The organism is Erythrobacter neustonensis, assembly GCF_001663175.1.
Lineage (GTDB): Bacteria > Pseudomonadota > Alphaproteobacteria > Sphingomonadales > Sphingomonadaceae > Erythrobacter > Erythrobacter neustonensis.
In genome coordinates, this window is the sequence record NZ_CP016033.1 from 1,068,105 (window position 1) to 1,091,767 (window position 23,663).

The 23,663-nt window shown below is 66.9% G+C and carries 28 protein-coding genes; 18 read left to right on the forward strand and 10 right to left on the reverse strand.

What is annotated here, in order from left to right; genetic code table 11:
- Positions 1-10: 10 nt before the first annotated feature.
- The 11 genes from A9D12_RS05060 to A9D12_RS05110 are packed head-to-tail and all read left to right on the forward strand — an operon-like array spanning position 11 to position 7,436.
- Complete coding sequence (locus A9D12_RS05060; RefSeq protein ID WP_068350333.1) at positions 11-478, forward strand: RrF2 family transcriptional regulator; 468 nt, start codon at positions 11-13, stop codon at positions 476-478.
- The gene (gene sufB / locus A9D12_RS05065; protein ID WP_068350334.1) at positions 475-1,956 is read left to right on the forward strand and encodes a Fe-S cluster assembly protein SufB; all 1,482 of its coding nucleotides are present in this window, start codon (positions 475-477) and stop codon (positions 1,954-1,956) included. The genes A9D12_RS05060 and sufB overlap by 4 nt, the downstream gene beginning before the upstream one ends.
- Positions 1,953-2,294: a hypothetical protein gene (locus tag A9D12_RS05070; RefSeq protein ID WP_156522798.1), complete on the forward strand. Its 342-nt coding sequence runs from the start codon at positions 1,953-1,955 to the stop codon at positions 2,292-2,294. Before sufB ends, A9D12_RS05070 begins: the two co-directional genes overlap by 4 nt.
- Positions 2,291-2,842, forward strand: coding sequence for an endonuclease domain-containing protein (locus tag A9D12_RS05075; RefSeq protein ID WP_068350336.1), 552 nt, complete (start codon positions 2,291-2,293; stop codon positions 2,840-2,842). Before A9D12_RS05070 ends, A9D12_RS05075 begins: the two co-directional genes overlap by 4 nt.
- Position 2,843: 1 nt before the next feature.
- Positions 2,844-3,587: a Fe-S cluster assembly ATPase SufC gene (gene sufC, locus A9D12_RS05080; protein WP_068350337.1), complete on the forward strand. Its 744-nt coding sequence runs from the start codon at positions 2,844-2,846 to the stop codon at positions 3,585-3,587.
- Positions 3,584-4,147, forward strand: a complete 564-nt coding sequence (locus tag A9D12_RS05085; protein ID WP_068350338.1) for a DUF7010 family protein — start codon at positions 3,584-3,586, stop codon at positions 4,145-4,147. Before sufC ends, A9D12_RS05085 begins: the two co-directional genes overlap by 4 nt.
- The gene (locus A9D12_RS05090) at positions 4,144-4,893 is read left to right on the forward strand and encodes a SufD family Fe-S cluster assembly protein (protein WP_068350339.1); all 750 of its coding nucleotides are present in this window, start codon (positions 4,144-4,146) and stop codon (positions 4,891-4,893) included. The genes A9D12_RS05085 and A9D12_RS05090 overlap by 4 nt, the downstream gene beginning before the upstream one ends.
- On the forward strand, positions 4,890-6,116 hold the full coding sequence (locus A9D12_RS05095; RefSeq protein ID WP_082925400.1) for an aminotransferase class V-fold PLP-dependent enzyme: 1,227 nt from the start codon (positions 4,890-4,892) through the stop codon (positions 6,114-6,116). Before A9D12_RS05090 ends, A9D12_RS05095 begins: the two co-directional genes overlap by 4 nt.
- A gap of 5 nt (positions 6,117-6,121) precedes the next feature.
- Entirely contained in the window at positions 6,122-6,583 is a 462-nt protein-coding gene (locus A9D12_RS05100) for an SUF system Fe-S cluster assembly protein (protein ID WP_068350340.1), read from the forward strand.
- A complete protein-coding gene (locus A9D12_RS05105) occupies positions 6,580-7,074 on the forward strand; it encodes a GNAT family N-acetyltransferase (protein WP_068350341.1) in 495 nt (164 codons plus the stop codon). The genes A9D12_RS05100 and A9D12_RS05105 overlap by 4 nt, the downstream gene beginning before the upstream one ends.
- Positions 7,071-7,436, forward strand: a complete 366-nt coding sequence (locus tag A9D12_RS05110) for a HesB/IscA family protein (RefSeq protein WP_068350342.1) — start codon at positions 7,071-7,073, stop codon at positions 7,434-7,436. The genes A9D12_RS05105 and A9D12_RS05110 overlap by 4 nt, the downstream gene beginning before the upstream one ends.
- A gap of 289 nt (positions 7,437-7,725) precedes the next feature.
- Here A9D12_RS05110 and A9D12_RS05115 read toward each other — a convergent pair whose 3' ends face one another.
- From A9D12_RS05115 to A9D12_RS05125, 3 genes are all read right to left on the reverse strand, one after another.
- On the reverse strand, positions 7,726-8,670 hold the full coding sequence (locus tag A9D12_RS05115) for a hypothetical protein (RefSeq protein ID WP_068350343.1): 945 nt from the start codon (positions 8,668-8,670) through the stop codon (positions 7,726-7,728).
- Positions 8,671-8,731: 61 nt separating this feature from the next.
- Positions 8,732-9,127 carry a hypothetical protein gene (locus tag A9D12_RS05120; RefSeq protein WP_231889698.1) on the reverse strand — a complete coding sequence of 132 codons (396 nt, stop codon included), beginning with the start codon at positions 9,125-9,127 and terminating at the stop codon, positions 8,732-8,734.
- Entirely contained in the window at positions 9,124-9,804 is a 681-nt protein-coding gene (locus tag A9D12_RS05125) for an EI24 domain-containing protein (protein WP_068350344.1), read from the reverse strand. Before A9D12_RS05125 ends, A9D12_RS05120 begins: the two co-directional genes overlap by 4 nt.
- A gap of 125 nt (positions 9,805-9,929) precedes the next feature.
- Here A9D12_RS05125 and A9D12_RS05130 point away from each other — a divergent pair, with 125 nt between their 5' ends.
- Complete coding sequence (locus A9D12_RS05130) at positions 9,930-10,931, forward strand: adenosine kinase (RefSeq protein ID WP_068350345.1); 1,002 nt, start codon at positions 9,930-9,932, stop codon at positions 10,929-10,931.
- A 419-nt stretch (positions 10,932-11,350) separates the two neighbouring features.
- Here the strand turns inward: A9D12_RS05130 and A9D12_RS05135 are convergent, their stop codons facing one another.
- Positions 11,351-11,743, reverse strand: a complete 393-nt coding sequence (locus tag A9D12_RS05135) for a hypothetical protein (protein ID WP_068353696.1) — start codon at positions 11,741-11,743, stop codon at positions 11,351-11,353.
- Between the two features lie 143 nt (positions 11,744-11,886).
- On the opposite strand from A9D12_RS05135, the gene A9D12_RS05140 reads away from it, so the two are divergent.
- Positions 11,887-13,161, forward strand: coding sequence for a potassium/proton antiporter (locus A9D12_RS05140; protein WP_082925403.1), 1,275 nt, complete (start codon positions 11,887-11,889; stop codon positions 13,159-13,161).
- A 55-nt stretch (positions 13,162-13,216) separates the two neighbouring features.
- Here A9D12_RS05140 and purD read toward each other — a convergent pair whose 3' ends face one another.
- The gene (gene purD / locus A9D12_RS05145; protein WP_068350346.1) at positions 13,217-14,491 is read right to left on the reverse strand and encodes a phosphoribosylamine--glycine ligase; all 1,275 of its coding nucleotides are present in this window, start codon (positions 14,489-14,491) and stop codon (positions 13,217-13,219) included.
- Here purD and xseA point away from each other — a divergent pair.
- From xseA to A9D12_RS05160, 3 genes are read left to right on the forward strand one after another with little or no spacing between them, the layout of a single operon-like run.
- A complete protein-coding gene (xseA, locus tag A9D12_RS05150) occupies positions 14,490-15,995 on the forward strand; it encodes an exodeoxyribonuclease VII large subunit (RefSeq protein ID WP_068350347.1) in 1,506 nt (501 codons plus the stop codon). The two genes, purD and xseA, sit on opposite strands and share 2 nt — an antisense overlap.
- Before the next feature lie 24 nt (positions 15,996-16,019).
- Positions 16,020-16,223 carry a DUF2093 domain-containing protein gene (locus tag A9D12_RS05155; protein WP_068350348.1) on the forward strand — a complete coding sequence of 68 codons (204 nt, stop codon included), beginning with the start codon at positions 16,020-16,022 and terminating at the stop codon, positions 16,221-16,223.
- 12 nt (positions 16,224-16,235) lie between these two features.
- Entirely contained in the window at positions 16,236-17,291 is a 1,056-nt protein-coding gene (locus tag A9D12_RS05160) for an esterase-like activity of phytase family protein (RefSeq protein ID WP_068350349.1), read from the forward strand.
- A gap of 145 nt (positions 17,292-17,436) precedes the next feature.
- Here the strand turns inward: A9D12_RS05160 and rpmB are convergent, their stop codons facing one another.
- Positions 17,437-17,724 carry a 50S ribosomal protein L28 gene (rpmB, locus tag A9D12_RS05165; RefSeq protein WP_068350350.1) on the reverse strand — a complete coding sequence of 96 codons (288 nt, stop codon included), beginning with the start codon at positions 17,722-17,724 and terminating at the stop codon, positions 17,437-17,439.
- 132 nt (positions 17,725-17,856) lie between these two features.
- Between rpmB and A9D12_RS05170 the strand changes: the two genes are divergently transcribed.
- On the forward strand, positions 17,857-18,312 hold the full coding sequence (locus A9D12_RS05170) for a nucleoside deaminase (protein ID WP_068350351.1): 456 nt from the start codon (positions 17,857-17,859) through the stop codon (positions 18,310-18,312).
- Positions 18,313-18,449: 137 nt separating this feature from the next.
- On the opposite strand, the gene A9D12_RS05175 is transcribed toward A9D12_RS05170, so the two are convergent.
- Positions 18,450-18,878 (reverse strand): SPFH domain-containing protein, encoded by a 429-nt coding sequence (locus A9D12_RS05175; RefSeq protein WP_068350352.1) that lies wholly within the window; start codon positions 18,876-18,878, stop codon positions 18,450-18,452.
- 260 nt (positions 18,879-19,138) lie between these two features.
- Here A9D12_RS05175 and A9D12_RS05180 point away from each other — a divergent pair, with 260 nt between their 5' ends.
- On the forward strand, positions 19,139-21,580 hold the full coding sequence (locus A9D12_RS05180; protein WP_068353699.1) for a TonB-dependent receptor plug domain-containing protein: 2,442 nt from the start codon (positions 19,139-19,141) through the stop codon (positions 21,578-21,580).
- Positions 21,581-21,617: 37 nt separating this feature from the next.
- On the opposite strand, the gene A9D12_RS05185 is transcribed toward A9D12_RS05180, so the two are convergent.
- The 3 genes from A9D12_RS05185 to nadC all read right to left on the reverse strand — a co-directional run bounded on the left by A9D12_RS05185 (position 21,618) and on the right by nadC (position 23,603).
- Positions 21,618-22,241 (reverse strand): ribonuclease T2 family protein, encoded by a 624-nt coding sequence (locus tag A9D12_RS05185; RefSeq protein ID WP_231889699.1) that lies wholly within the window; start codon positions 22,239-22,241, stop codon positions 21,618-21,620.
- Between the two features lie 64 nt (positions 22,242-22,305).
- The gene (locus A9D12_RS05190) at positions 22,306-22,731 is read right to left on the reverse strand and encodes a hypothetical protein (RefSeq protein ID WP_068350353.1); all 426 of its coding nucleotides are present in this window, start codon (positions 22,729-22,731) and stop codon (positions 22,306-22,308) included.
- Positions 22,728-23,603 carry a carboxylating nicotinate-nucleotide diphosphorylase gene (nadC, locus tag A9D12_RS05195; RefSeq protein WP_068350354.1) on the reverse strand — a complete coding sequence of 292 codons (876 nt, stop codon included), beginning with the start codon at positions 23,601-23,603 and terminating at the stop codon, positions 22,728-22,730. The genes A9D12_RS05190 and nadC overlap by 4 nt, the downstream gene beginning before the upstream one ends.
- Positions 23,604-23,663: the final 60 nt, after the last annotated feature.

A 23,663-nucleotide genomic window follows, 5' to 3' on the forward strand; every position in this document is an offset into this window, starting at 1 on the left:
CGCTCGCAACATGCGCCTGTCCAACCTTGCCGATTATGCCGTCATCACGATGTGCCAGGCCGCCACGCATTGCGGCGCGGCGTCGCTTGTCGACGCCGAGCACGGCAAGCGCGGCCGGCTGACCGCGTCCGAACTGGCGGCAGAAACCGGCCTGCCCGTGCCGACCGTGCAGAAGCTGGTGTCGCGGCTGACCGCGGCAGGCTTGCTGCGCTCTGTGCGCGGCGCACATGGGGGCCTGCAACTGGGGCGCCCGGCGGCGGCAATCACCGTGGCCGACATCGTCGAGGCGATCGAGGGCCGCATCGCGCTCACCGCCTGTGTCGATCATACGGCGTGCGATTACGAGGCGGGGTGCACCATGAAGCCGCACTGGCCGATCATCAACAACGCGCTGCGCGGGGCGCTGGCGGGCATTTCCCTTGCCCAGCTGCGCGGCCCTGTCGCCCAACAGGAAATCCCCGAGGACCATCCGGCATGAGCGAAGAGATCGACATTCAAGACCGTGAGGCGCGCGACGCCGCCGCCAAGGTCGCCGATTACGAGCATGGCTGGTCATCGGACATCGAAACCGAATTTGCGCCCAAGGGCCTCACCGAAGACACGGTGCGCTATATCTCGGCCAAGAAGAACGAACCCGAGTGGATGCTCGAATGGCGATTGAAGGCCTTTCGCCTGTGGCAGACGATGGAAGAGCCCGACTGGGCCAAGATCGGCTATCCCCCGATCGACTATCAGGACGCCTATTACTACGCCGCGCCCAAGAAGAAGATCGAGCTGGACAGCCTCGATGACCTCGATCCCGAGATCAAGCGCGTCTACGACAAGCTCGGCATCCCGCTGGGCGAGCAGGAAGTGCTCGCCGGGGTCAAGGGCGCGAAGAAGGTGGCGGTCGATGCGGTGTTCGATTCGGTCAGCGTCGCCACCAGCTTCCGCGAGGAATTGCTGCGCGCGGGCGTGATCTTCCTCTCGATCTCGGAAGCGATCCGCGAGTATCCCGACCTCGTCAAAAAGTGGCTCGGCAAGGTCGTGCCGGTGCGCGACAACTACTTCGCGGCGCTGAACTGCGCGGTCTTCTCCGACGGCACCTTCGTCTACGTGCCCGAAGGCGTGCGCTGCCCGATGGAGCTTTCGACCTATTTCCGCATCAATGCCGAAAACACCGGCCAGTTCGAACGCACCCTGATCATCGCCGACAAGGGCGCCTATGTCAGCTATCTCGAAGGCTGCACCGCACCGATGCGCGACGAGAACCAGCTTCACGCCGCGGTGGTGGAATTGGTCGCATTGGACGATGCCGAGATCAAGTATTCGACCGTGCAGAACTGGTACCCCGGCAATGCGGAAGGGAAAGGCGGGATCTACAACTTCGTCACCAAGCGCGCGCTGTGTCAGGGGGACCGTTCCAAGGTCTCCTGGACGCAGGTCGAAACCGGCTCGGCGGTGACGTGGAAATATCCCTCCTGCGTCCTCAACGGCGAAGATAGCGTGGGCGAGTTCTACTCGGTCGCGGTCACCAACAATTACCAGCAGGCCGACACCGGCACCAAGATGATTCACAACGGCAAGAACAGCCGCTCGACGATCATTTCCAAGGGAATTTCGGCTGGCAAGTCGAACAACACCTATCGCGGGCTTGTGAGGGTCAGCCCGACCGCGAGCGGGGTGCGCAACTTCACCCAATGCGACAGCCTGCTTTTGGGCGATCAATGCGGCGCGCACACCGTGCCCTATATCGAGGTGAAGAACCCCAGCGCACAGATCGAGCACGAGGCGACCACCAGCAAGATCAGCGACGAACAGCTGTTCTACGCGATGCAGCGCGGCCTCGGCGAAGAGGAAGCCGTGGCGCTGATCGTCAACGGCTTTGCCAAGGACGTGCTGAAAGAGCTGCCGATGGAGTTCGCGGTCGAAGCGCAGAAGCTGCTGGCGATTTCGCTTGAGGGGAGCGTGGGGTGATGTTGCTCACTGGAACCGCGATCCTAATCGCTATTGCGCTCTGGTTTGCAACAGGATGGTATTTGAATGAGCGTTTAAAGCTTGTTCACGAAAAGCTGGATCGCGTTCTAGAGGCCTTCGATGGCCTTCGTGAATATCTCTATGAAATTGATCCTCAATTCGATGAAGAGAGAGTGCTCTTGGACAGCCTGCACTCGGAAAAATCTGAGACGATGTTTGACGGAATGCGTCATTTGGAACTCAGGAAGGCCCGTGAAGAAGCCGGAAGGCGAATACTGAATTCAAGCTTTTTCGACGGTGGATTTCGTTCGCCTCGTCAGGGGGATTTCAAAGGATGACCACCCGCAAAACCCTCGCCCTCAACCCCGAGGCTGCCACCGCCGAAGCCCCCGTGCTCAAGAAGAAGGGCCGCGGGTGGGAGATTTCGGACAAGCGGCTCGACGCGCTGCACGAACAGGCGCGTGAACTCCGCCGCCATTCGTCCGAGGCGCACAAGGCGTTGGCCGAGAAGTTCAGCAAGGCTGATCTGGGCCGCTACACCTTCACCCGGCACGCGGTGGTCGGCAGTGCGATTGTCGATTTCAATTGCCATGCCATGGGCCTCGCGCTGTCGATCGACGAGGAAGGGCAGAACGATGTCCTCGCCAAGCGGCGCGACAAGAGCTTGGAAAGCGTCGGCATCAAGGTGATGCGGATCGCAGCGAGCGATATCCTTACCGATATCGACGGGGTGCTGAAGCAGCTGACCCAGGTGATGCGCGAGCGGATCGCCGAGCGCAAGGCCGCCGCCCGCGCGCACAAGGCGGCCAATCCCAACCAGACCTACGACCGCCCCAAGCGCAGCGGCGATGGCGACAAGCCCAAGCGCCCCCCGCACAGGAACTGACATGCTCGAAATCACCGATCTTCACGCCAGCGTCGGCGACAAGCCGATCCTCAAGGGTCTGACGCTGTCCGTCCCCGCGGGCGAAGTCCACGCCATCATGGGGCCCAACGGCGCGGGCAAGTCGACGCTCACCAATGTGCTGGGCGGCAAGCCGGGCTACGAGGTGACCGCGGGGAGTGTGATCTTCCGCGGCGAGGACCTGCTTGCGCTCGAACCGCATGAACGCGCGGCCAAGGGCCTGTTCCTCGGCTTCCAGTATCCGGTCGAGATTCCCGGCGTCTCCAACGTCCAGTTCCTGCGCGAGGCATTGAACGCGCAGCGCAAGGCCCGCGGGGAAGAGCCCCTTAACGGCGGCGAGTTCCTCAAGCTCGCCAAGGACAAGGCGGGGCTGCTCCAGATGGACATGGAAATGCTCAAGCGGCAGGTCAATGTCGGCTTTTCGGGCGGCGAGAAGAAGCGCGCCGAGATGGTGCAGATGGGCATTCTCGACCCCGCCTTCGCGGTGCTCGACGAAACCGATTCCGGCCTCGACATCGATGCGCTCCGGATCGTCGGCGCGGGCATCAACGCGATCATGCGCAGCGCGGACAAGGCGGTGCTTCTCATCACCCATTACCAGCGCCTGCTCGACGTGGTGAAGCCCGACAAGGTCAGCATCCTTGCGGGCGGCCGCATCGTCGAGACCGGCGGGCCGGAACTCGCGCACGAACTTGAACGCGAAGGCTATGCGGGGATTTCCGCGTGACCGGCCAGACCATCGATCACGGTCGCACCAGTCTGACCGACCTGCGCGCGAGCTATGTCGCATCGAGCACCGATGCGATGCCGATCGCGGGCGTGATCGCCTGGAGCGTGCTTGCGCTGCTCGCGCTTTGGCTGGGCCCGGCGCTGCCTTACTGGGCCGTGCTGGTCGCGCCGGCAGCGCCGCTGCCGCTTGCGGTGCTGATCGACAAGGCGCGCGGCCGGCCGACCATCTTTGACGGCGACGCCTCGCACCCGATGACCGGACTGTTCCTGCAGTTCATGAGCGTGATCGGCGTATTCGTTTTCCTCGTGATCGCGATTGCCAAGGGGCCGGCGGCGCTGGCGCTGGGGATCGGCATCGTTTCGGGCCTGATCTGGGTGCCGCACGGCTGGTCGACCGGATCGCGCGCGGGGATGGTGCAGTTCCTGCTGCGCGCCGTCCTGTGCTTTGCGGCATACTTTCTTGCGCCCTCGGGCCTCAAGGTGCCGGCCATCGCGGCTGCGGTGGCATTGAGCTATGTTCACGCGATCCTGTTCGTGCGCGGGCAGGTGCGCGCATGACCGCGCTCCCCACCCGCCGCGACGAAGCGTGGCGCTATGCCGACATGGATGGCGTGGCGCGGCTCGGCGCGGATGCTTTCGATCGGTGGCAGACGATCGATGTGGCTGCGGGCGAGAGCGTGACGCGCTGCCTTATCGTGGGATCGGACGCACCCGAACTCCACCGCTTGCGCGTGACCTTGGGCGAGGGCGCGAAGGCTGCCTTCTTTGCCACCAATGCGGGCGGCGATTACACCCGCGTGGAAATCGAAGTGCGGCTTGCGAAGGGCGCGCATTTCGAATTCGGGGGTGTGACCATCGGCGGAGCGGGCGTGACTCGCGAGTTCGTCACGCAGGTCGTCCATGCCGAACCCGAGGCGACCAGCAACCAGACGATCCGCGCGGTTCACTGGGCAGGCGCGACCGGCAATTTCCTCGGCGAAATCAAGGTCGCGCGCCATGCGCAGAAAACCGACGCCGCGCAGGATTTCAAGGGCCTGCTGCTCGAAGCCGGGGCGAGCGCCAATGCGGTGCCGCAGCTCGAAATCTTTGCCGACGATGTAAAGTGCGCGCACGGCGCGACCGTGGGCGCCTTGGATGAGGCCGCACGGTTTTACATGATGGCGCGTGGGCTCGACCCCGCCACCGCGCAGCGGCTGCTGGTGCAGGCCTTCATCGGCGATGCCTTTGTGGCGCTGGAGGACGAGGCCGAACGCGAGACGCTGCTCGATGCCGCGCTGGCCGCGCTGGAGGGGGCCAAGCTGTGAACGCGCCTGCCACCATCACCCGCGATCTTCGCAGCGACTTTCCCGGCATGGTCACGGCCGACGGAACGCCGTGGCATTACCTCGACACCGCCGCGACCGCGCAGAAACCGCGCGCCGTCATCGACGCGATGGCGCGCGCACTGGGCGATAACTACGCGACCGTCCACCGCGGGGTTTACACCCGCTCGGCGGAAATGACGCTGGCTTACGAGGCGGCGCGGCGCACCGTCGCGCATTTCATCGGCGGGCATGAGGACGAACTGGTCTTCACCCGCGGCGCGACCGAGGCGATCAACCTCGTCGCGCAGACTTGGGGCCGCGCGACCCTCAAACCCGGGGACCGTATCCTGCTCTCGCAGGCCGAGCATCATTCGAACATCGTGCCGTGGCAGATGGTTGCGGCCGAAGTGGGCGCGCAGATCGACGTTTGCCCGCTGACCCACGATCACCGGATCGATCTTGACGCCGCCGAAGCCATGCTGACCGAAGCGCACAAGCTGGTCGCGCTGGGCCATGTCTCGAATGTCACCGGCGCGCTGCTCGATGCGCCCCGCGCCGCTGCAATCGCGCACAAGGTCGGCGCAAAGCTGCTGCTCGACGGATGCCAGTCGGCACCGCACATGGGGGTCGATGTCGAAGCGCTGGCTTGCGATTTCTACGTCTTTTCCGCGCACAAGCTTTACGGCCCGACCGGGATCGGCGCGCTGTGGGCCAAGGCAGAACTGCTCGCCGGGATGCCCCCCTATCAGGGGGGCGGAGCGATGATCGACCGCGTCACCTTTGCGCAGACGACTTATGCCAGCGGGCCGCAGCGCTTCGAGGCGGGAACGCCTGCGATCACCGAAGCGATCGCCTTTGCCGCTGCCGCCGATTATGTCCGCAACCTCGGGCCGCACAACATCCACGCGCACGAACAAGGGCTGGTCGCAAGGCTGCGCCGCGAGCTTGGCGCGATGAACGATGTCACGCTGTTCGGTCCCGACGACAGCGCCGGGATCGTCAGCTTTGCGATTGACGACATTCACCCGCACGACCTCGGCACAATCCTCGACGAAAGCAACGTCGCGATCCGCGCCGGGCACCACTGTGCCCAGCCGCTGATGGACTATCTCGGCGTTCCCGCCACCGCGCGCGCCAGCTTCGGCCTCTACTCCTCCGAGGCCGATGTCGACGCGCTGCTCGCCGGAATCGCCCGCACCCGCAAGATCTTTGGAAGAGGATAAGAGCGATGGACAGCTCGACTCAAAAGCCGCCCCGCGCCCGTGTGGAAGACGCGATCGACACCGATGGTGCCGCTACCCCTGAAGCCGGGACGCCGCGCACCCGCGACTATCTCGATGGGTTTCTCGCCGCCAAGCCCGCTGCCGATGGCGTGGGCGGGGCGGGCAGCGATCTGCAGGCCGAAGTGATCGCCGCCTTGCGCGAAATCTTCGATCCGGAAATTCCGGTCAACATCTACGATCTCGGCCTGATCTACGGGGTCGAGGTCGATGACAATGCCGACGCCACCGTCACCATGACGCTGACCACGCCGCACTGCCCGGTCGCCGAATCGATGCCGGGCGAGGTCGAACTGCGCGTCGCTTCGGTGCCGGGGATCCGCGATGCCGAGGTGAATCTGGTGTGGGACCCGCCGTGGGGCCCGCACAAGATGAGCGACGAGGCACGGCTCGAACTGGGAATGCTGTGACCAGCGCGCCGGCCCTCGCGATCACGCTCGCGGATTACCGCGACCCCCGCGATGCGGCGGACGTGGTGGCGCTGCTCGATGCCTATGCCCGCGATCCGATGGGCGGCAGCGAGCCCTTGCCCGAGGACGTCAAGACACGGCTCCCGAGCGAGTTGGCGCAGAACCCCCATGCATTCTCGCTGATCGCGCGGCTGGGCGGCGACGCGGTGGGGCTGGCCAATTGCTTCGTGGGCTATTCGACCTTTGCCGCTGCGCCGCTGGTCAATATCCACGATCTGGCCGTGCTGCCCGGACACCGCGGCGCAGGCATCGGCAAGGCGCTGCTCGGCGGGGTCGAGGCCGAGGCCTTGAAGCGCGGGGCCTGCAAGATCACATTGGAAGTGCTGACCGGCAATCCGGCGCGGCATCTCTATGCGCGCGAAGGCTTTGGCGATTACCAGCTCGATCCCGGCACGGGCCACGCATTGTTCTGGCAGAAGAGGCTGACATGACCGACACGACCACCACCACGCGTCCTGCGCCCAAGGCGGCCGTGATCCTCACACCTTCTGCCGAGGCGCGCATCGCGGAGCTGATGGGCAAGGCGCCTGCGGACGCGATCGGCGTCAAGCTGTCGACCCCGCGCCGGGGCTGTTCGGGCCTCGCCTATTCGGTCGACTACGTCACCACCGAGGCGAAGTTCGACGAGAAGATCGTCACGCCCGGCGGCGTGTTCTATATCGACGGCGCGTCGGTGCTCTATCTGGTCGGCAGCGTCATGGATTGGCGCGAGGATGATTTCACCGCCGGCTTCGTGTTCGAAAACCCCAATGCCAAGGGTGCTTGTGGCTGCGGGGAAAGTTTCATGGTATAATCAGCCACATCGCAGTCCGTCACGGGAGCAGCCGATGTTGACACTAATGGGCCGCTTGGCTCTGGGTCTGGGGGCGGTGGCCGCTGCGGCGATCGCGGGCCAAGCCCGATCTCTCAAGCATGATCGGCAGGCAGGAACGCGCTCGCTCGATGCGTTGCGGCGCGGCGCGCAGGGTTCGCGCAGGAAACCGCCCGAGGCCGGGATCGCGTCTCCCGCTGTCCCGCCCCGCGGTCCGTTGCCCAAAAACGGCGGGGCAGCGGCTGAATTGCAATCCGATCGCTAAGCCCGGTCAGCCTTCCTCGGCGATCCGCGCGATCAGCCGGGTTTCGAGCGCATCGACCTCGCCATCGGCGGCGATCATCGCATCGAGCCATTCGCTTTCATAGGCGGTGACCTTCTCGCCCTCGGCCGCGAGCGCGGCATAGTCGGTGGCGGCGGGTTTCTTCTTGCCGAACACCTTGCCGAAATGGTTGGCGACCTGCGGCACCTCGCGCATCACCCGGCCCATGAAGCGTCCGACATTCGCCCGGTTGTCGGCGACGAAGGCTTCAAGCTCGCGGCGGCGCGCGTGGTCGAGCTGCGCGCTCGGAAGCACGAAGCCCTTGAGGAAATTGGCGACCCCGTCGATGAACAGGTCGTCCCATTCGGCCGCGTTCTCGTCGGCAAGCGTCGCGTCCTTCAGGCGGAACAGCATTTCCGCCTCGAACCGCGACACTGCCGCCGGGGCGCAGCCGCCGCTGGCGAAGATCACGCGGCGGATGATCCGGCATTCGGCAGCGCTGATATGGGTCGCACTGAGCGCGCCGCCGCAGCGCGTCGGGCCGGTGCCGGTGAGGACCTCGCGCTCGACCACGGCAAGCGCGTAGTCCTTCAATCGCTCGGGCACGTTCTCGGCGCGCTCGATGATGCGCACCACCGCTTCGAGTTCGGCGGCGCTTTCGACGATGCCGTCGCGGTCGATCTGCGCGATCAGCCACTCGGCTTCCTCGGCGGAGCATTGCAGGCGCGGCGGCGCGGCGTTGAGCACGAATTCGCCGATCGCCTCGACGAAGAAGTCGCACCATTCGCTGCTGCGCACGTCGAGCGCGGTGTTGAGCGCGAACAGCGCCTCGGCCTCTTCGCGGGTGATGATCCCGTCACCCCAGCCTTCGCGGCGCAGGGCGAGCAATTCGTCGGCGGTGATCTGGCCATCGGCTGCTGCACGCTGCGCAATGTCAATGAACTGTGTGGTCATCGCCCTTGGGTCCCCTGAGGTTTTCGCCGGGGGGCATGCCACGAACAGGCTTAAAGCCGCGTTACCGGCGCTCCACCTCGCGGATGCAGGCGCCTGCATCGACCGCCGTCCCGCCTTGGCGCAAGCGCGCGGCGACATGGGTCGCGGTGGGCTCTGTGCCTGCGGCGACGGGGTAGAGGAAGACATCGAGCACGCAGCTTGATCCGGCGAATTGCAGCTTGCGCGCATCACCTTCGGCAAGGTCGATGCGCGGTTCGCCGAACCGGCGGGTGAGCGCATCGGCGCGCGAGCCGATCACCCCGCCAAGCCCGGCGGGTGCCATTACCTGCGGCACGACGACCACCGTGCTACGCGGCGCAGCGGCGGCGCGGCTCGCTGGGGCAGGCGCACCGCCGCCCGCACACGCCGCAAGCAACCCTGCCAGCATCGCGCTCGCGATCATCCGGGAAGTTATCACGCGCGCGCTCCTGTCCGCCCCAGCACCAGATGGGTTCCGGCCGCGGCCCCGATCAGCGGGGCGAGAAAATTCACGAAGGGCACCAGCATCATCCCGGCCACCACCGCGCCCAGCAAGATCCGCTCGGCCAACGGGACCGGATTGCCGCGCGGATCGCCGTTGCAGTGCCGCAGCCACGCCATGTCGGTCAGCTCGCGCCCCAGCAGCACCGCGTTCACCGCGAGGAACACCGCCGCCGGCCCGATCGCGGTGAACACCAGCACGGCAGCAACCGGCAGCGCCAGCAGGTTGTAGCCCAGCGCGCGCCGCAACCCGCGTGCCGCCGCGGCGATTTCGCCCGGCAGCGGCAAGGGCCGGGCACTTGCAGCCATCACCGGATAATGCCGCGCCTCGACCGCCGAAACTACATCGTCGGCGAAGAACTGCAGCACCGCGAGCGCCACGATCCGGAAGGTGAACCACATGCCCAGCGGCACGAGGATCACCGCCGCGACCCCAGCCCAGCGGGTGTCCAGCGCATAGTCCTGTGCCAGCGCGGCGAGCCCGACATAGAGCCCGGTTCCCGCCGCGGCAAACACCGCCAGCGTCACCGCGATGCTCTTGACCGCGACCCGCACCACGGCGCGGTCGCCCAGCTGGCCGATGGCTTTCACGATTGCAGCGGGAACGGCGGACATCGCGCGTCTCCTGCGCAGGCCCGCCGCCGAAGTCAACGCAGCGCTGCTGCACCGCACACAGATCGCTTGGCGCAGGCGGCGAAGGCGGCTAGGCGCGCTGCCAGACATCACTTGAGGAAAATCCCGTGCCCGAAGCCAACCCGCCCCGCTACGACGTCATCGCCATCGGCAATGCCGTGGTCGATGTGATCGCCTCCTGCGAGGAGGAGCTAATTATCGAACTCGAACTCAATCGCGGCGGGATGACGCTGATCGACGAGGCGCGTGCCGACGCGCTGTATGACGCGATGCCGCCCGCGCGCGAGATTTCGGGCGGTTCGGCCGCGAACACGCTGGCGGGGCTTGCCACGCTCGGGCTCGAATGCGCCTTCATCGGCCAGGTCGCCGACGATCAGCTCGGCAAGGTGTTCCGCCATGACATGCGCGCGACGGGGATCGATTTCGACACGCCCGCGCGCGAAGGCGAGCCGGCGACGGGCCGCGTGCTGATCTTCGTTACGCCCGATGGAGAGCGCACGATGAACACCTTCCTCGGGGCCGGCCAGTTCCTGCCCGCTACCGCGCTCGACGAGGAGCTGATCGCATCGGCCGCGATCCTCTATCTCGAAGGCTATCTGTGGGACCCGGAAGAACCCCGCCGCGCGATGCGCCGCGCGATCGAGGTTGCGCGCGATGCGGGCCGCAAGGTCGCCTTCACCGCGTCCGAAAGCTTCGTGATTGCGCGCCACGGCGATGATTTCCGCGCCATGATCGACGACGGCATCATCGACATCCTCTTCGTCAACGAGACCGAGCTTGCTACGCTCACCGGCGAGGACGATTTCGAAACCGGCCTCGCCGCGATCGCGGGCAAGGTGCCAGTGCTGGTCGCGACGCAGGGCGAGAAGGGCGCGGTCGCTATCGCGCATGGCGAGCGTGCCGAGGTTGCCGCGGTGCCGGTCGTGAAGGTGGTCGACACCACCGGCGCAGGCGACCAGTTCGCCGCCGGTTTCCTGTCGGGCTTCGTCAAGGGCGAGCCGCTGACCCGCTGTCTCAAGCGCGGCGCGATCTGCGCCTCCGAAGTGATTTCGCACTACGGCCCGCGGCCCGAAGCCGACATGCTCAAGCTGATGGACGAGCGGCTTTAAGGCTTTTCGCTCGCCCCTCCGGGCGAGCGTCCTCGGCGCGTTTCGCGCTGCGCTCGAGCGCCTGCGGCTCGGCCGCGTGGCCTCGCGGCTGCTGGGCAGCCGGGGAAGCCTTTGGTTTTTCGCTCGCCCAGCCGGGCGAAGCGTCCTCGGCGAGTCCTCGTTGCCCTATCGCTTCGCTGCTTGAGGGCGGGGTGCCTTCGCCTCGCCTCGGGGCGCGTGCGGTTGCTGCGCGCGCGGACTTGCGCTCAGGGCCAAATCGGCGGCTTCCTCGTTCAGCATTGCCGCCGGTTTCCTGTCGCATGAGACACAAGAGACAGTGTCCAGAACGGGAAAAACCGCTTACCGCGTGCGGGGGTGGGATCTGACGATGGCAAGGAGCGCAGAGCATGTCTAACCGCTCGCGCCGCCTGTAGGAAAGCTCAGCCTTCGGGCACGTATCCCGCACCGCGAAGCGTGACCATATAGGCTGCGATCTGGTCGATCTGGCGCTGGGTCAGCGTGAAATCCATGTCCTCGGGGTAATTGTGCGCGTCGGCCAGCCACGCGGCGAGCGAGGCTTGCGACAGGCCGGAACGATTGGCGATCCCGGCAAAGCTGGGCGCGGCGGGGTTGGGCGAAAGAAACAGCGGCTCGACCGCATGGCATCCCCCGCACGCGCCTTCGATAAAGGCCGGCGCGCGCGTGTCGGGCGAGGGCGAGGTCGCCTTGCCCAGCATCGCACGGGGATTGTCGGTGCCGGGCGCGGTGCAGCCCGCCAGCGCCAGAAACGGCAGAACGACGAGCGCAAGCGAGCGGTAGGGGCGATGTTTCATGCGGCCCTTTTGCGCCCCTCGCTGCACGTCATCATTGATCGGGATCAAATTGGCAGGGCCCGAGCGGCGCTCCCGTGAGATGCGATAAGACGCTTGTCTCACCCGAATGATGCAAAAGCCGCGTGCCGTGCTAATCGCGGCTCATGGCGCCGCTCGATATCGAATCCGTTCTGCTGATCATCGGCATCCTGCTGCTCACCACGGTGCTGGCCGGGAGCCTTTCCAGTCGGTTCGGCCTGCCCGCGCTGATCGGCTTTCTGGGCCTGGGGATGCTCGCCGGGGTCGACGGGCCGGGCGCAATCGTCTTCAGCGACTTTTCGCTAGCGCAGTCGGTCGGCACGGCTTCGCTGATCTTCATCCTGTTTTCGGGGGGCCTCGACACCGCATGGCAGGATGTGCGCCGGGTCGCCGCGCCGGCGCTGATGCTCGCCACGCTGGGGGTGTTCGTCAGTGCCGGGATCGTTGCCGGTTCGGCGATCCTGCTGATCGGCGCCGCCCCGCTCGAAGCGGCCTTGCTCGGCGCGATCATTGCCTCCACCGATGCCGCCGCGGTCTTTGCGATCCTGCGTTCGACCGGGCTCGATCTCCACGGCGACGTGCCGGCGTTGATCGAGGTGGAGTCCGGCTCGAACGATCCGATGGCGATTTTCCTCGTCGGGGCGGTCCTGCTGTTCATCGCCGCGCCGGATGCCAGCCCCCTCGCGCTGGTACCCGAATTCGCGGTGCAGATGGTGATGGGGGCGATCGTCGGCGTGGTGGTGGGCTATGCCATGGTGGGGTTGCTCAAACGCGGCGGCTATCGCCAGGGCGGTCTTGCCTTCGTGATCTCGATCGCGACCGCGTTGATCGCCTTTGGCCTCGCACAGATCCTGTCGGGCAACGGGTTCCTTGCGGCCTACCTTGCCGGGCTGGTCGCCGGAAACCAGCGCTATGCGGCAAAGCGGACGGTCTCGACATTCCAGGACGGGATGGCCTGGCTTGCGCAGGTTGCGATGTTCCTGACGCTCGGCCTGCTGGTGACCCCCAGCGAACTGGCGCCGGTGATATTTCCCGGCATCATCATGACCGTGGTGCTGATGTTCATCGCCCGCCCGGTCAGCGTGTTCCTGTGCCTTGCCCCCTTCCGCCGGTTCGGGTGGCGATCGAAGCTGTTCGTGTCGTGGGCGGGCCTGCGCGGCGCGGTGCCGATCGTGCTGGCAACCTTCCCAATGGTCGCAGGCGTGCCGGGCGCCTTCACGATCTTCAACATCGTGTTCTTCGTGGTGCTGCTGTCGAGCATCATTCAGGGGCCGACGATCAACTGGCTTGCCCGCAAGCTCGACATTGCGGGTCATGACAGGCGGGTGGCCGAGCGCGAAGCGCGCGCGAGCCCAGCGGACGCGGCGGCACGCCCGGAACAGGCCGCGCGTCAGCCCTAGGCAGAAGGTCAGCCTTGCGCTGGCATCCCGCCAGAGGTTTTGCCCGCAACCACCGTCAGGCCCCCGCCTCGCGCGCCACTTCGCGCCAGCCGATGTCGCGGCGGCTGAAGCCGGTTGGGAAATTGATCGCGTCCACCGCGCGGTAGGCGTGCGCCTGCGCCTCGGTCACGTTGGCACCCGTCGCGGTGACCGCGAGCACGCGGCCGCCGGCGGCCACGAGCGCGCCGTCTTTCCGCGCGGTGCCGGCGTGGAAGATCTTCACGCCCGCGCTCTCCGCGTCGCCCAGAACGATCGCGCCGCCCTTTTCCGGCGTGCCGGGATAGCCCCTGGCGGCCATCACCACGGTCAGCGCGGTCACATCGCTGAACGCGATTTCGCCGTCGTCCAGCGTGCCTTGCGCGCAGGCGAGCATGATCGGCACCAGATCGCTTTTCAGCCGCATCATCAGCACCTGGCATTCGGGATCGCCGAAGCGGGCGTTGTATTCGATCAGCTTGGGGCCATCGGCGGTGAGCATCAGCCCGGCGAACAGCACGCCCTGATACGGAGTGCCGTCTTCGCGCATCGTGCGCACCGTGGGTTCGATGATCTCGGCCATCACGCGCGCCTGCAATTCCGGCGTCAGCACCGGGGCGGGCGAATAGGCGCCCATCCCGCCGGTGTTGGGGCCGGTATCCCCGTCGCCCACGCGCTTGTGATCCTGCGCGCTGCCAAAGGGCAGAATCGTGGTGCCATCGGTGAGCGCGAAGAAGCTCGCTTCCTCGCCAGCCATGAACTCCTCGATCACTACCTGCGCGCCCGCTTCGCCGAAGCCCCCGCCGAACATGTCGGCGAGCGCGTCCTCGGCCTCGGCGAGGGTTTCGGCGATCACCACGCCCTTGCCCGCGGCCAGCCCGTCGGCTTTGAGCACATAGGGCGCGGCAAAGCGGGCGAGGGCGGCGCGCGCCTCGTCGAGGCTGTGGGTGCGGACATAGCCGGCGGTGGGGATCCCTGCGCGCGCACACAGGTCCTTGGTGAACCCCTTGGAGCCTTCGAGCTGCGCTGCCGCCTGCGACGGGCCGAACACCGGCACGCCTGCTGTCCTCAGGCTGTCCGAAAGCCCATCGACCAGCGGAGCTTCCGGCCCGACCACGACGAGCCCGATTGCGTGCTCCGCGCAGAAGGCGATCACCGCGCCGTGATCGGTCACATCCAATGCGACCAGTTCGGCTTCCTCGGCGATGCCCGGATTTCCGGGGGCGGCGTAGAGTTTGGTGAGGCTCGGGGATTGCGCCAGCTTCCAGCTCAGCGCATGTTCGCGGCCCCCAGAGCCCAGCAGCAGGATATTCATGGCCTCTTCGCCTTCAGATGATCGCAACGCCGGGCTGGTAGCGCGTGAGCGGCACGGCGACAATGCGCAAGCCCTCTCGATCAGCGAGGTTTCCGCGCTGCTCAAGCGCACGGTCGAGGACCGCTTCGGCTTCGTGCGGCTGCGCGGCGAATTGTCGGGCGTGAAGCGCGCGGCCTCGGGTCATTTCTACTGCGCGCTGAAGGACGAAGGCGCGGTGATCGACGGGGTGATGTGGAAGGGCAATGCCGCCCGCCTCAATTTCCGCGCCGAGGACGGGCTGGAGGTGATCGCCACCGGCAAGCTGACCACCTATCCCGGCCGTTCGAAATACCAGATCGTGATCGACAGCATGGAGCTGGCGGGCGAAGGCGCGCTGCTGGCGCTGCTGGAAAAGACCCGCGCACGGCTGGCTGCCGAAGGGCTGTTCGCCAGCGAAGGCAAACGCGCGCTGCCGTTTCTGCCCCAGGTGATCGGGGTGGTCACTTCGCCCACCGGCGCGGTGATCCGCGATATCCTCCACCGTCTTGCCGACCGCTTCCCGGTCCACGTGCTGGTCTGGCCGGTGCTGGTGCAGGGCAATGGCGCGGCAGAACAGGTGGCCGCCGCCGTGCGCGGGTTTTCAGCCATCCAGCCGGGCGGGCCGGTGCCGCGCCCCGATGTGGTGATCGTCGCGCGCGGGGGCGGGTCGATCGAGGATCTGTGGAGCTTCAACGAGGAAGCCGTGGTCCGCGCAATCGCCGAATGCACCATCCCGGTGATCAGCGCGGTAGGCCACGAGACCGACACCACGCTTGCCGATTTCGCCGCCGACCGCCGCGCGCCCACGCCCACCGCGGCGGCCGAAATGGCGGTGCCGGTGCGCGCCGACCTCGCCTTTACGCTCACCGATCTTGCCGCCCGTCAGCGGCGCGCGGTCTATCGACCGGTCGAACTGGGGCGCGAGCGGCTGGCGGCACGGGTGCGGATGCTGCCGCGGCCCGAGAACCTGCTCAGCCCGCAGGCGCAGCGGCTCGACGAACTGTCCGAACGCCTGCGCCGCGCGCTGGGGGATCGTTCGGCCAGAGGGCGCGAGCGGTTGGCGGGCACCGCCGCGCGCCTCTCCCCCAGCCTGCTGTCGCGCGCCGCCGCCGAAGCGCAGCGCCGGCTCGACCGCGCACGGCTTTCCCCTGCGCTGGCCGAGCGCCCCTTGCGCGATGGCGCCCAGCGGCTCGCCGCGCTGACGCGGGTGATGAGCCAGCTTCACCCCGAAAAGCCGCTCGAACGCGGTTATGCGATCATCCGTGATCGCTCGGGCCGTGCGCTGACGGCTCGCGCCGATGCCGCCGCAGAGCCGCTGCTGCGCGTCCAGTTCCGTGACGGGACGCTCACCGCTGCTCCCGCGGCTGATACGGGCGCGCCGCCGCCATCCGCCGCATCCACGCCCATTCCGCCGCCGCAGTCTGCGCCGGCGCGCAAACCGGCAAAGCGATCGGCCTCGCCCGTGCAAGATGATTTGTTCAGCTAGGCCCGGAGTGCTATCGTGGTTGCCATGCTGATGTCCTCCTCCGATAAAACCGCCAAACTTTACTACGCCCCGTCCAGCTTTCGTGTGCTGCGCCCGGGAAGCCATGTGCTGTGCGCGGTGACGGGGGAGCCGATCCCGCTGCCCGAACTGCTTTATTGGAGCGCGGAGCGGCAGGAGGCCTATGCCTCGTGCGAGATCGCGACCCGCCGCCTGCTCGGCCAGGTCTGATTTTCCTCACCGATGGCGCGTGACGCATCGGCCGCGCTTATTGCGCGGCGCTGGCGTGCGGGGCTGGCGGCGCTGATCGCGCTGGGGCTGGCGCCGGGCACCTGTGTGCGCAGCGATATCGGCACAAGGCGCGATGCCGCGTCGGTGACGCTGACCCCGCTTCAGAACCGCAGCGGCGTGTCGGGCGCGCTGGCGGTGACGGGGGTGTGGCGGATGTCTTCCGCGCACGGCTGGTTCGGCGGCTTTTCCGCGCTGGTCGCCAAGGGCAGCGGCGGGCTGGTGGCGGGCACCGATCGCGGGTTCCTGCTCGACCTTGCGATTTCCGGTGAAGGCACGCCGCGCGCGGTGCCGGGCAGTTTCCGCTTTGCCGGGATCACGGGACGCGGGCGAACCGAATGGGTCGATCTCGAATCGCTCGCGCGCGATCCTGCCACCGGCACGCTGTGGGGAGGGTTCGAGCTCGACAATCTGGTGGTGCGCTATGCCCCCGACGGCACGCGCCGCGTTGCCGCGCCGCCATCAATGGCTCAGTGGAGCATCAACAGCGGCCCCGAGACGATGGAGCGTCTGGCCGATGGCCGCTTCCTTGTGATCGCCGAAGGGGGCACTGATGACGACACCCCGCGGCACGAGGCGCTGCTGTTCCCGCGCGACCCGCTCTCCGGGGGAAAGCCGCTCACCTTCGCGCTGGCGGCGCCTGCGGGGTATGATCCGGTGGATGCGACACAAGTGCCCGACGGGCGCGTGCTGATCCTGCTGCGGCGGGTGCGGTATGCGATCCCTGCAAGGTTCGACACCGCGATCGCGATTGCCGATCCGGCTGCGATTCGCGCCGGTGGCGACTGGCCGGTCCGGGTCATCGCGCGGCTCGAAGGCGGGATCTTCGCTGACAATTTCGAAGGGCTGGCCTTCGTCCCCTCACCCCAAGACCCCGCACGCGGGAGCCTGTGGGTCGTCTCGGACGACAATTTCTCGATCTTCCAGCGCAGCCTGCTGGTGCGTTTTGATTTTGGGCCACCATCGGTGGCGCAGCCCTCCCGCCACACCTCCCCGCCCGGCCACCAATAGTACCACTATGTTATGGTGGCCGGGCGGGGAGGTGGGGCGGGCGGTGCGCATCGCGCGTCAGCGCGATCGCCAGTCAAACACGAAAAAGCGCCCGGTCACCCGGACGCTCGATCGTTCAGCGTCTGCCCTGCGAGGGCAGCGGCAATCAGGCTGCGGCCTGCGCCTTGACCAGCTCGCGCTTGACCTTCTGGGCCGCGGTCGACAGCTTGTCGTCGCTGGTCTTGAGCAGCCAGTTGTCGAGGCCGCCATTGTGTTCCACCGAGCGCAGACCGTGGGTCGACACGCGGAACTTGAAGCTGCGCTCGAGCTTTTCGCTCATCAGCGTCACGTTCTGCAGGTTGGGCAGGAACACGCGCTTGGTCTTGTTGTTGGCGTGGCTCACGTTGTGGCCGACCTGGCGACCCTTGCCGGTCAATTCGCAGATGCGCGACATGGTGTGTCTCTTCTCGTAAAAATCGGAACGCCCAAGCACGAGGCTAGGCAAGGAAAGCGGCGCGCATAACGGGCGAGGTGCGAATCGTCAAGCAAGTTGCGCGGGGCGGCGCCGCGGGCTAGCCGATGCGGCATGACCCAGTGGCCGCTCCCCCTGCCGATGCAACGCGCACTGTCCGCGGCGCGCAGCGCGGCGGCTGCGGGCGAAGTGCCGATCGGCGCGGTGATCGTCAAGGACGGCGTGGTGATCGCCGAAGCGCACAACACCCCGCGCACCGATCACGACCCCACCGCGCATGCCGAAATGCGCGCGATTCGCGCTGCGGCAAAGACGCTGGCGGACGAACGGCTGACGGGGTGCGAATTGTGGGTCACGCTTGAACCTTGCGCGATGTGTGCCGGCGCGATCGCGCACGCGCGCATCGCCCGGCTCTATTACGCGGCGAGCGATCCCAAGGGCGGCGCGGTGGAACACGGCGCGCGGGTGTTCGACCAGCCGCAGACATTGCACCGCCCCGAAATCTACACCGGCATCGGCGAGGCCGAGGCGGCGGCAATGCTGCGCGCCTTCTTCCGTGAGCGGCGCTGAACCGACTGCGATGTTTCACGTGAAACATCGCCGCAAGAGCCGATCAAAAGCGGGCTGAAGGGGGTCTGGCGGGGGCCAAACGCGGGGCAAAAGGCGCCTGACCGGTGCCAGGCAAGGCGCGGATCGGCGGTCTTGCCTTATTCCTCGACCGGCGCGAGCGGGCGCGGTTGCAGCCGCCCGGCTTCGAGGATCGGCAGGCCGCCTTCGGTGGGCACATAGATGATCTGCCCCTGCGACTGCGCGATGTTCTCGATATAGAGGTAGCGCAGATAGCCCTCCGGCCCGCCGAGCCCGTCGGCGACGATGCGATTGGCTTCGGCCACGCCCCTGGCCCGCTCGACCTCGGCTTGGGCGAGAAGCTTGGCGCTTTCGAGCTTGGCCTCGGCCTCGAGCGTTGCGATCTGGCGGTTCTGGCGTGCCTGCGCGAGTTCGGCCTCGCCCGCGGTTTGGGCGTTCCAGACGCGCATCGAGTTATAGGCGGCGCACGATCCCAGCCCGCCGCCGACCACCACGGCCAGCAGAACCAGAAGCCCCAGAGCCAGCGACCAGACGGAATTGGCTTTCATGGACGGCGCGGCTCCCCCAAGCTGAAAATTGCAGCAATATTCAGAGCATAGACCATGCCCGGAAGGGGCCGGCAAGCGCGGTGCGGGCGCAATCCACGGGGCGCTGCCGCATCCGCCGCACAGCGCCCCGATGCGGCAGTTTTGCAACAGTCGCGCCTGTCACCGAACCGTCGCCTTGCGGACATGCCCCTGTCACCGAGCCTGCCTAGGGCCCGCGGCGACCGGCTCCGGCATGCGGAGACCGAACAGGGACAAAGATGATGATCCGCAACAGGCTTCTTGCCGGCGCTGCCGTGTCGGCCTTCTCGCTTGCACTGGCCAGCCCCGCGCTGGCGAACGACCCTGCCCAGACGCCCGCGGTCACCGCACAGGCCGGCGGCGCGATCGCGCAGACCGCAGAGGGCGATGACGGCGAAATCCAGTCGGCGAAGGAAATCGTGGTGCAGGGCGGCATCGGGTTCCGCAACCGCTCGGACAATGCCGAGCCCGTGCTGGTCTATGACGAGGAATATTTCCAGCGCTTCGAACCGCTGACCGCGGGCGATGCCTTGAAGCGCGTGCCGGGCGTCACCTTCCTGTCCGACGTGATCGAAAGCGACGGCGCGCGGCTGCGCGGGCTCGATCCGGGTTACACGCAGGTGCTGATCAACGGCGAGCGCGTGCCCGGCGGGCAGGCCGACCGTTCGTTCTTCCTCGACCGCATCCCGGCCGAACTGATCGAACAGGTCGAGATCGTGCGCTCCTCCTCCGCGCGGCGCACCGGGGACGCGGTGGCCGGATCGCTCAACATCAAGCTGCGCGATGGCTACACCTTCGATGGCGGATACTTGCGCGCAGGCGGGCTGTTCTTCGACGATGGCGAGGTGAAGCCTTCGGGCGGGTTCTATTATGGCGGCGCGCTGGCAGGCGGGCGGGTGCTGCTGGGTGCGAACGTGCAGGGGCGTTACAACCCCAAGCGCAAATCCAGCCTGCGCTATGGCGACAGCCCGGAGAACAACCCCGATTTCGCGACGGATGATTTCGACAACCGCGAAGACCAGACCGATACCCGCGACGGCACCGATTATGCCTTCAATGCCAGCTGGGGGATCGAAAGCGAGACGACCACCTTCGAACTGCTCGGCAATGTCGTGCGGACTGAACGGACCGAGACCGAGCGGTCGTTCGAATACAACGATCCCTCAGCGATCAACGGCCCGGTGCGCGCGGTGCCGGCGGGCAACCTTCTGACCGACAATGCCAACGTCAACGATATCACCACGAAAAGCTGGGCGATTATCGGCAAGCTCGACCATGACTGGGGCTTTGGCGAGACGAAGCTTCGCGCGGGTTTCTCGCGCTTCGACGACCGCCAGGACGAGTTCGAATACGAGGTCGATTTCGACCGCAGCGCGCCGCGCTTCACCGGCGACCTGACGCTGCGCGACACCGCCGACAAGGAGGTTTTCGTCAATCTCGAACAGGGCTTTGCGCTGGGCGACGATCTGACGCTGGCGGTGGGCGGGTTTGCGCAAGACAAGGACCGCCGGTTCGATCTTCAGGAGGTGCGCAGCCGCTTCAACCTGACCGCCGCCGATCGGCAGGGCTATGACCAGTTCGCGCGCAATCCGGGCGAATTCGCGCCGGATCCCTTCCCCGCGCTGGGCGTGACCGCATCGAACACCATCGCCGAGGATCGCCGCGATCTTTACGCGCTGATCGAGGGGACCAGCGGCGCGCTGACCTTCGAGGCCGGGGTGCGCTGGGAAAACACCGATGTCACCGTCACCGATCTGACGCCCGGGGGGCTGGGCACCTTCCGCAATGATTACGACGTGTTGCTGCCCTCGGCATCGTTCAAGCTCGACCTTGGCGCTGGCCGGATCACGGCATCGGCCGCACGCACGCTGCGCCGCCCGAACTTCGATTTCATCACGCCCGGCCTGCTTCCAGCGGAGTTGGGGGACAATGATTTCCGCGGTAATCCGCTGCTGCTGCCCGAAACCGCTTGGGGCGGCGATCTGGGGTACGAACACAAGATCGGCAAGACCGGCATCATCGGGGTCAACGTCTTCTACCGCGATATCGGCAATCTCACCGAACTGGCGACCGAACTCGATGCCAATGGCGTTCCCAGCCGCGGCTCGGAGGACAGGCCGCCCACGCTGGATGCCAATGGCAACCCCATTCCCGGCACCGGATCGCGCACCTTCATCTACACCCCGCGCAACACCGGCAGCGGCGAGGTTTACGGGATCGAATTCGACGCCTCGTTCAGCCTCGCGTTCATCGGCCTGCCCGATACCGGCGTGTTCGGAAACCTCGCGCTGCTCGACAGCACCATCACCGATGAATTCGGGGAGCGGCGGTTCAACGACCAGTCCAAATATGTCTACAATTTCGGCGCGATCCAGAACCTGCCCGATTTCGGCGCGGCCTTTGGCGCGACCTACCGCAAGCAGGGCGCAGCCTATGGCCGCGTGGTGGGCGAGGAAGTGACCACGCGCTATGGCGCGGATCTCGAAATCTTCGTCGAGAAACGCTTCGGCGACAGCTTCACGATCCGCGCGGTGGGATCGAACCTGCTCGACGGGACCAAGGACGAGGACTTCAACAAGTTCGCCACCACCGGCGACCAGATCGCCCGCGACTTCGACGAATACGAGTTGGAGAGCGAACGCGCCGGCCCGGTGTTCCAGGTGGTGGCGCGTTACGCGTTCTGATGAAGGCGGGGGCTGCCGGAGCGGTTCCGGCGGCCCTTTACAAGCCGCGCCAGATCCTCGCCGGCGCGCTGCCTTGTGCGCCGCGGCGGCCCGCCGGGCAGGGGGCGGGGCGGAAGCGCTTGGAATAGCACAGGCGGATTTCCTCGAGCCAGCCGCGCGGGTTCAATTCGACTGCCACCGCGCTTTCGGGCCAGTCGGGGTTGGCATCGGCAAAGCTTGCCCGGATGCGGCCTGCGGTGAGGCCCTCCTCGCGGCTGATGCGGTCGTAATCGGGCAGGCGCAGCCCGCCTTCGAGGATCGCGATCACTTTCAGATAGCTTTGCGGGCGGCTGACCATGCAGCTGCCGTGCTTGGCCCATTGCCGCGCGACCAGCCGCGCCGAGGGCATCCGGCACATCGCGCCGCGCACTTCGGCGGGGGTGAGCGCGCGCCGCGCCGTGCACCACTGCGGCCAGCCCTTCGCGCTTTCGGGCCAGAGCCCGTGGACGACGAGGCCGAAGCTGCCATTGCCGCCGCCGCATTGCACCGCGTGCGCGGGATCGGACTTGCGCGTGCGGCAGAATTCCGGGCTCCAGCTCAAGGCGAGGGTGTAGCCGGTGATCGCAGCATTCCGGCGGGGGCCGTCGGGGGTGACCGTGGGAACGCGCGAGATTTGCGGCACGCGGCATTGATAGGCCTGCGCATGGGCCGCAGCGGGAAGCGCCAGCGCGAGCGCGGCAAGAAGGCTAGCGAAGCGGCGCAGGGTTCGCCTCCGCTCTCTGCGCAAACCAGCGGCTGCTCGCAGGGGTGAACAACAGCGCGACCGCGATCAGGCCGAGCAGCATCGCCGCCCAATCAATCATGCCTCCCCCCCCGGTTGCCAGCAGGTTGGCCAGTTTGACCAGCGCCATCACCGTCACCATCCAACGCGCAAAACGCACCCCCGAAAGCCACACCATCGCCACCGGGATCAGCGCAATCGACAGCCACATGCTCTGCCACACGATCACCGCATCTTCCGACCACGGGACCGCGGGGAGGGACGCTTCGAGCGCCGTCTGCCGCGCGGCCAGATCGGTGATGCCGTGGGCGAATGTCAGCAGCGCCCCGGCGAAAAACAGCACCGCAAAGCCCGTGATGCTGCCCGGCCGTCGCCGCGCGAGCGGGATCATAGCGGCTTGAAATCCAGCCCGATATCGGCTGCCGGCGCGCTTTGCGTGATGCGCCCGACCGAGATGTAATCGACCCCGCTCGCGGCCTTTTCGGCGATCGTCCAGATATTGACCCCGCCGCTCGCCTCGGTCGGCACGCGGCCCGCGACCAGCTTCACCGCCTCGGCCAGCGTGGCGGCGTCCATGTTGTCGAGCAGCAGGTGATGCGCGCCGGCGGCGAGCGCGGGCTCGATCTGGTCGAGACTGTCGACTTCGCAGATAATCCGTTCAACGCCCCCCTCGCGCGCGCGGCGCACCGCCTCGCCGACGCTGCCGGCAACCGCGACATGGTTGTCCTTGATCATTGCCGCATCCCACAGCCCCATGCGGTGGTTTTGCGCGCCGCCCTGACGGGTCGCGTATTTTTCGAGGAACCGGAGGCCGGGGATGGTCTTGCGCGTGTCGAGCAGTGTGCAGGCGGGATTGCCGCCGGGCCCGCGCATCGCGGTGACATAGTCCTGCGTCTTGGTGGCGATGCCCGAGAGGTGCTGGACGATGTTCAATGCGCTGCGCTCGGCAGTCAGCAGCGCGCGCGCGGTGCCTTCGATCCGCATCAGATCGGTGCCGGGGGCAACCTTGTCGCCGTCGCGCACCAGCGTTTCGATGCGGCAATCGGGGTCGAGATGGCGGAAGAACGCCTCGGCGAGCGGCAGGCCCGCGACCACGATCCCGTCGCGGCTGTCCATGACGCCGGTAAAGCGCGCGTCCGCAGGGATCACGCTTTCGGACGTCACATCGCGCCCGCCGCCAGCCAGCCCTTCGCCGAGGTCTTCGGCGAGCGTTTCGCGGATGAATTTGGGAAGATCGAAGCCGGGGAGCGTGAACGGGGTCATGGGTTCACCCTAGCCGTTTGCAACGAGCCTCGTCGAGGGGAGACACGCGATGCCATGACA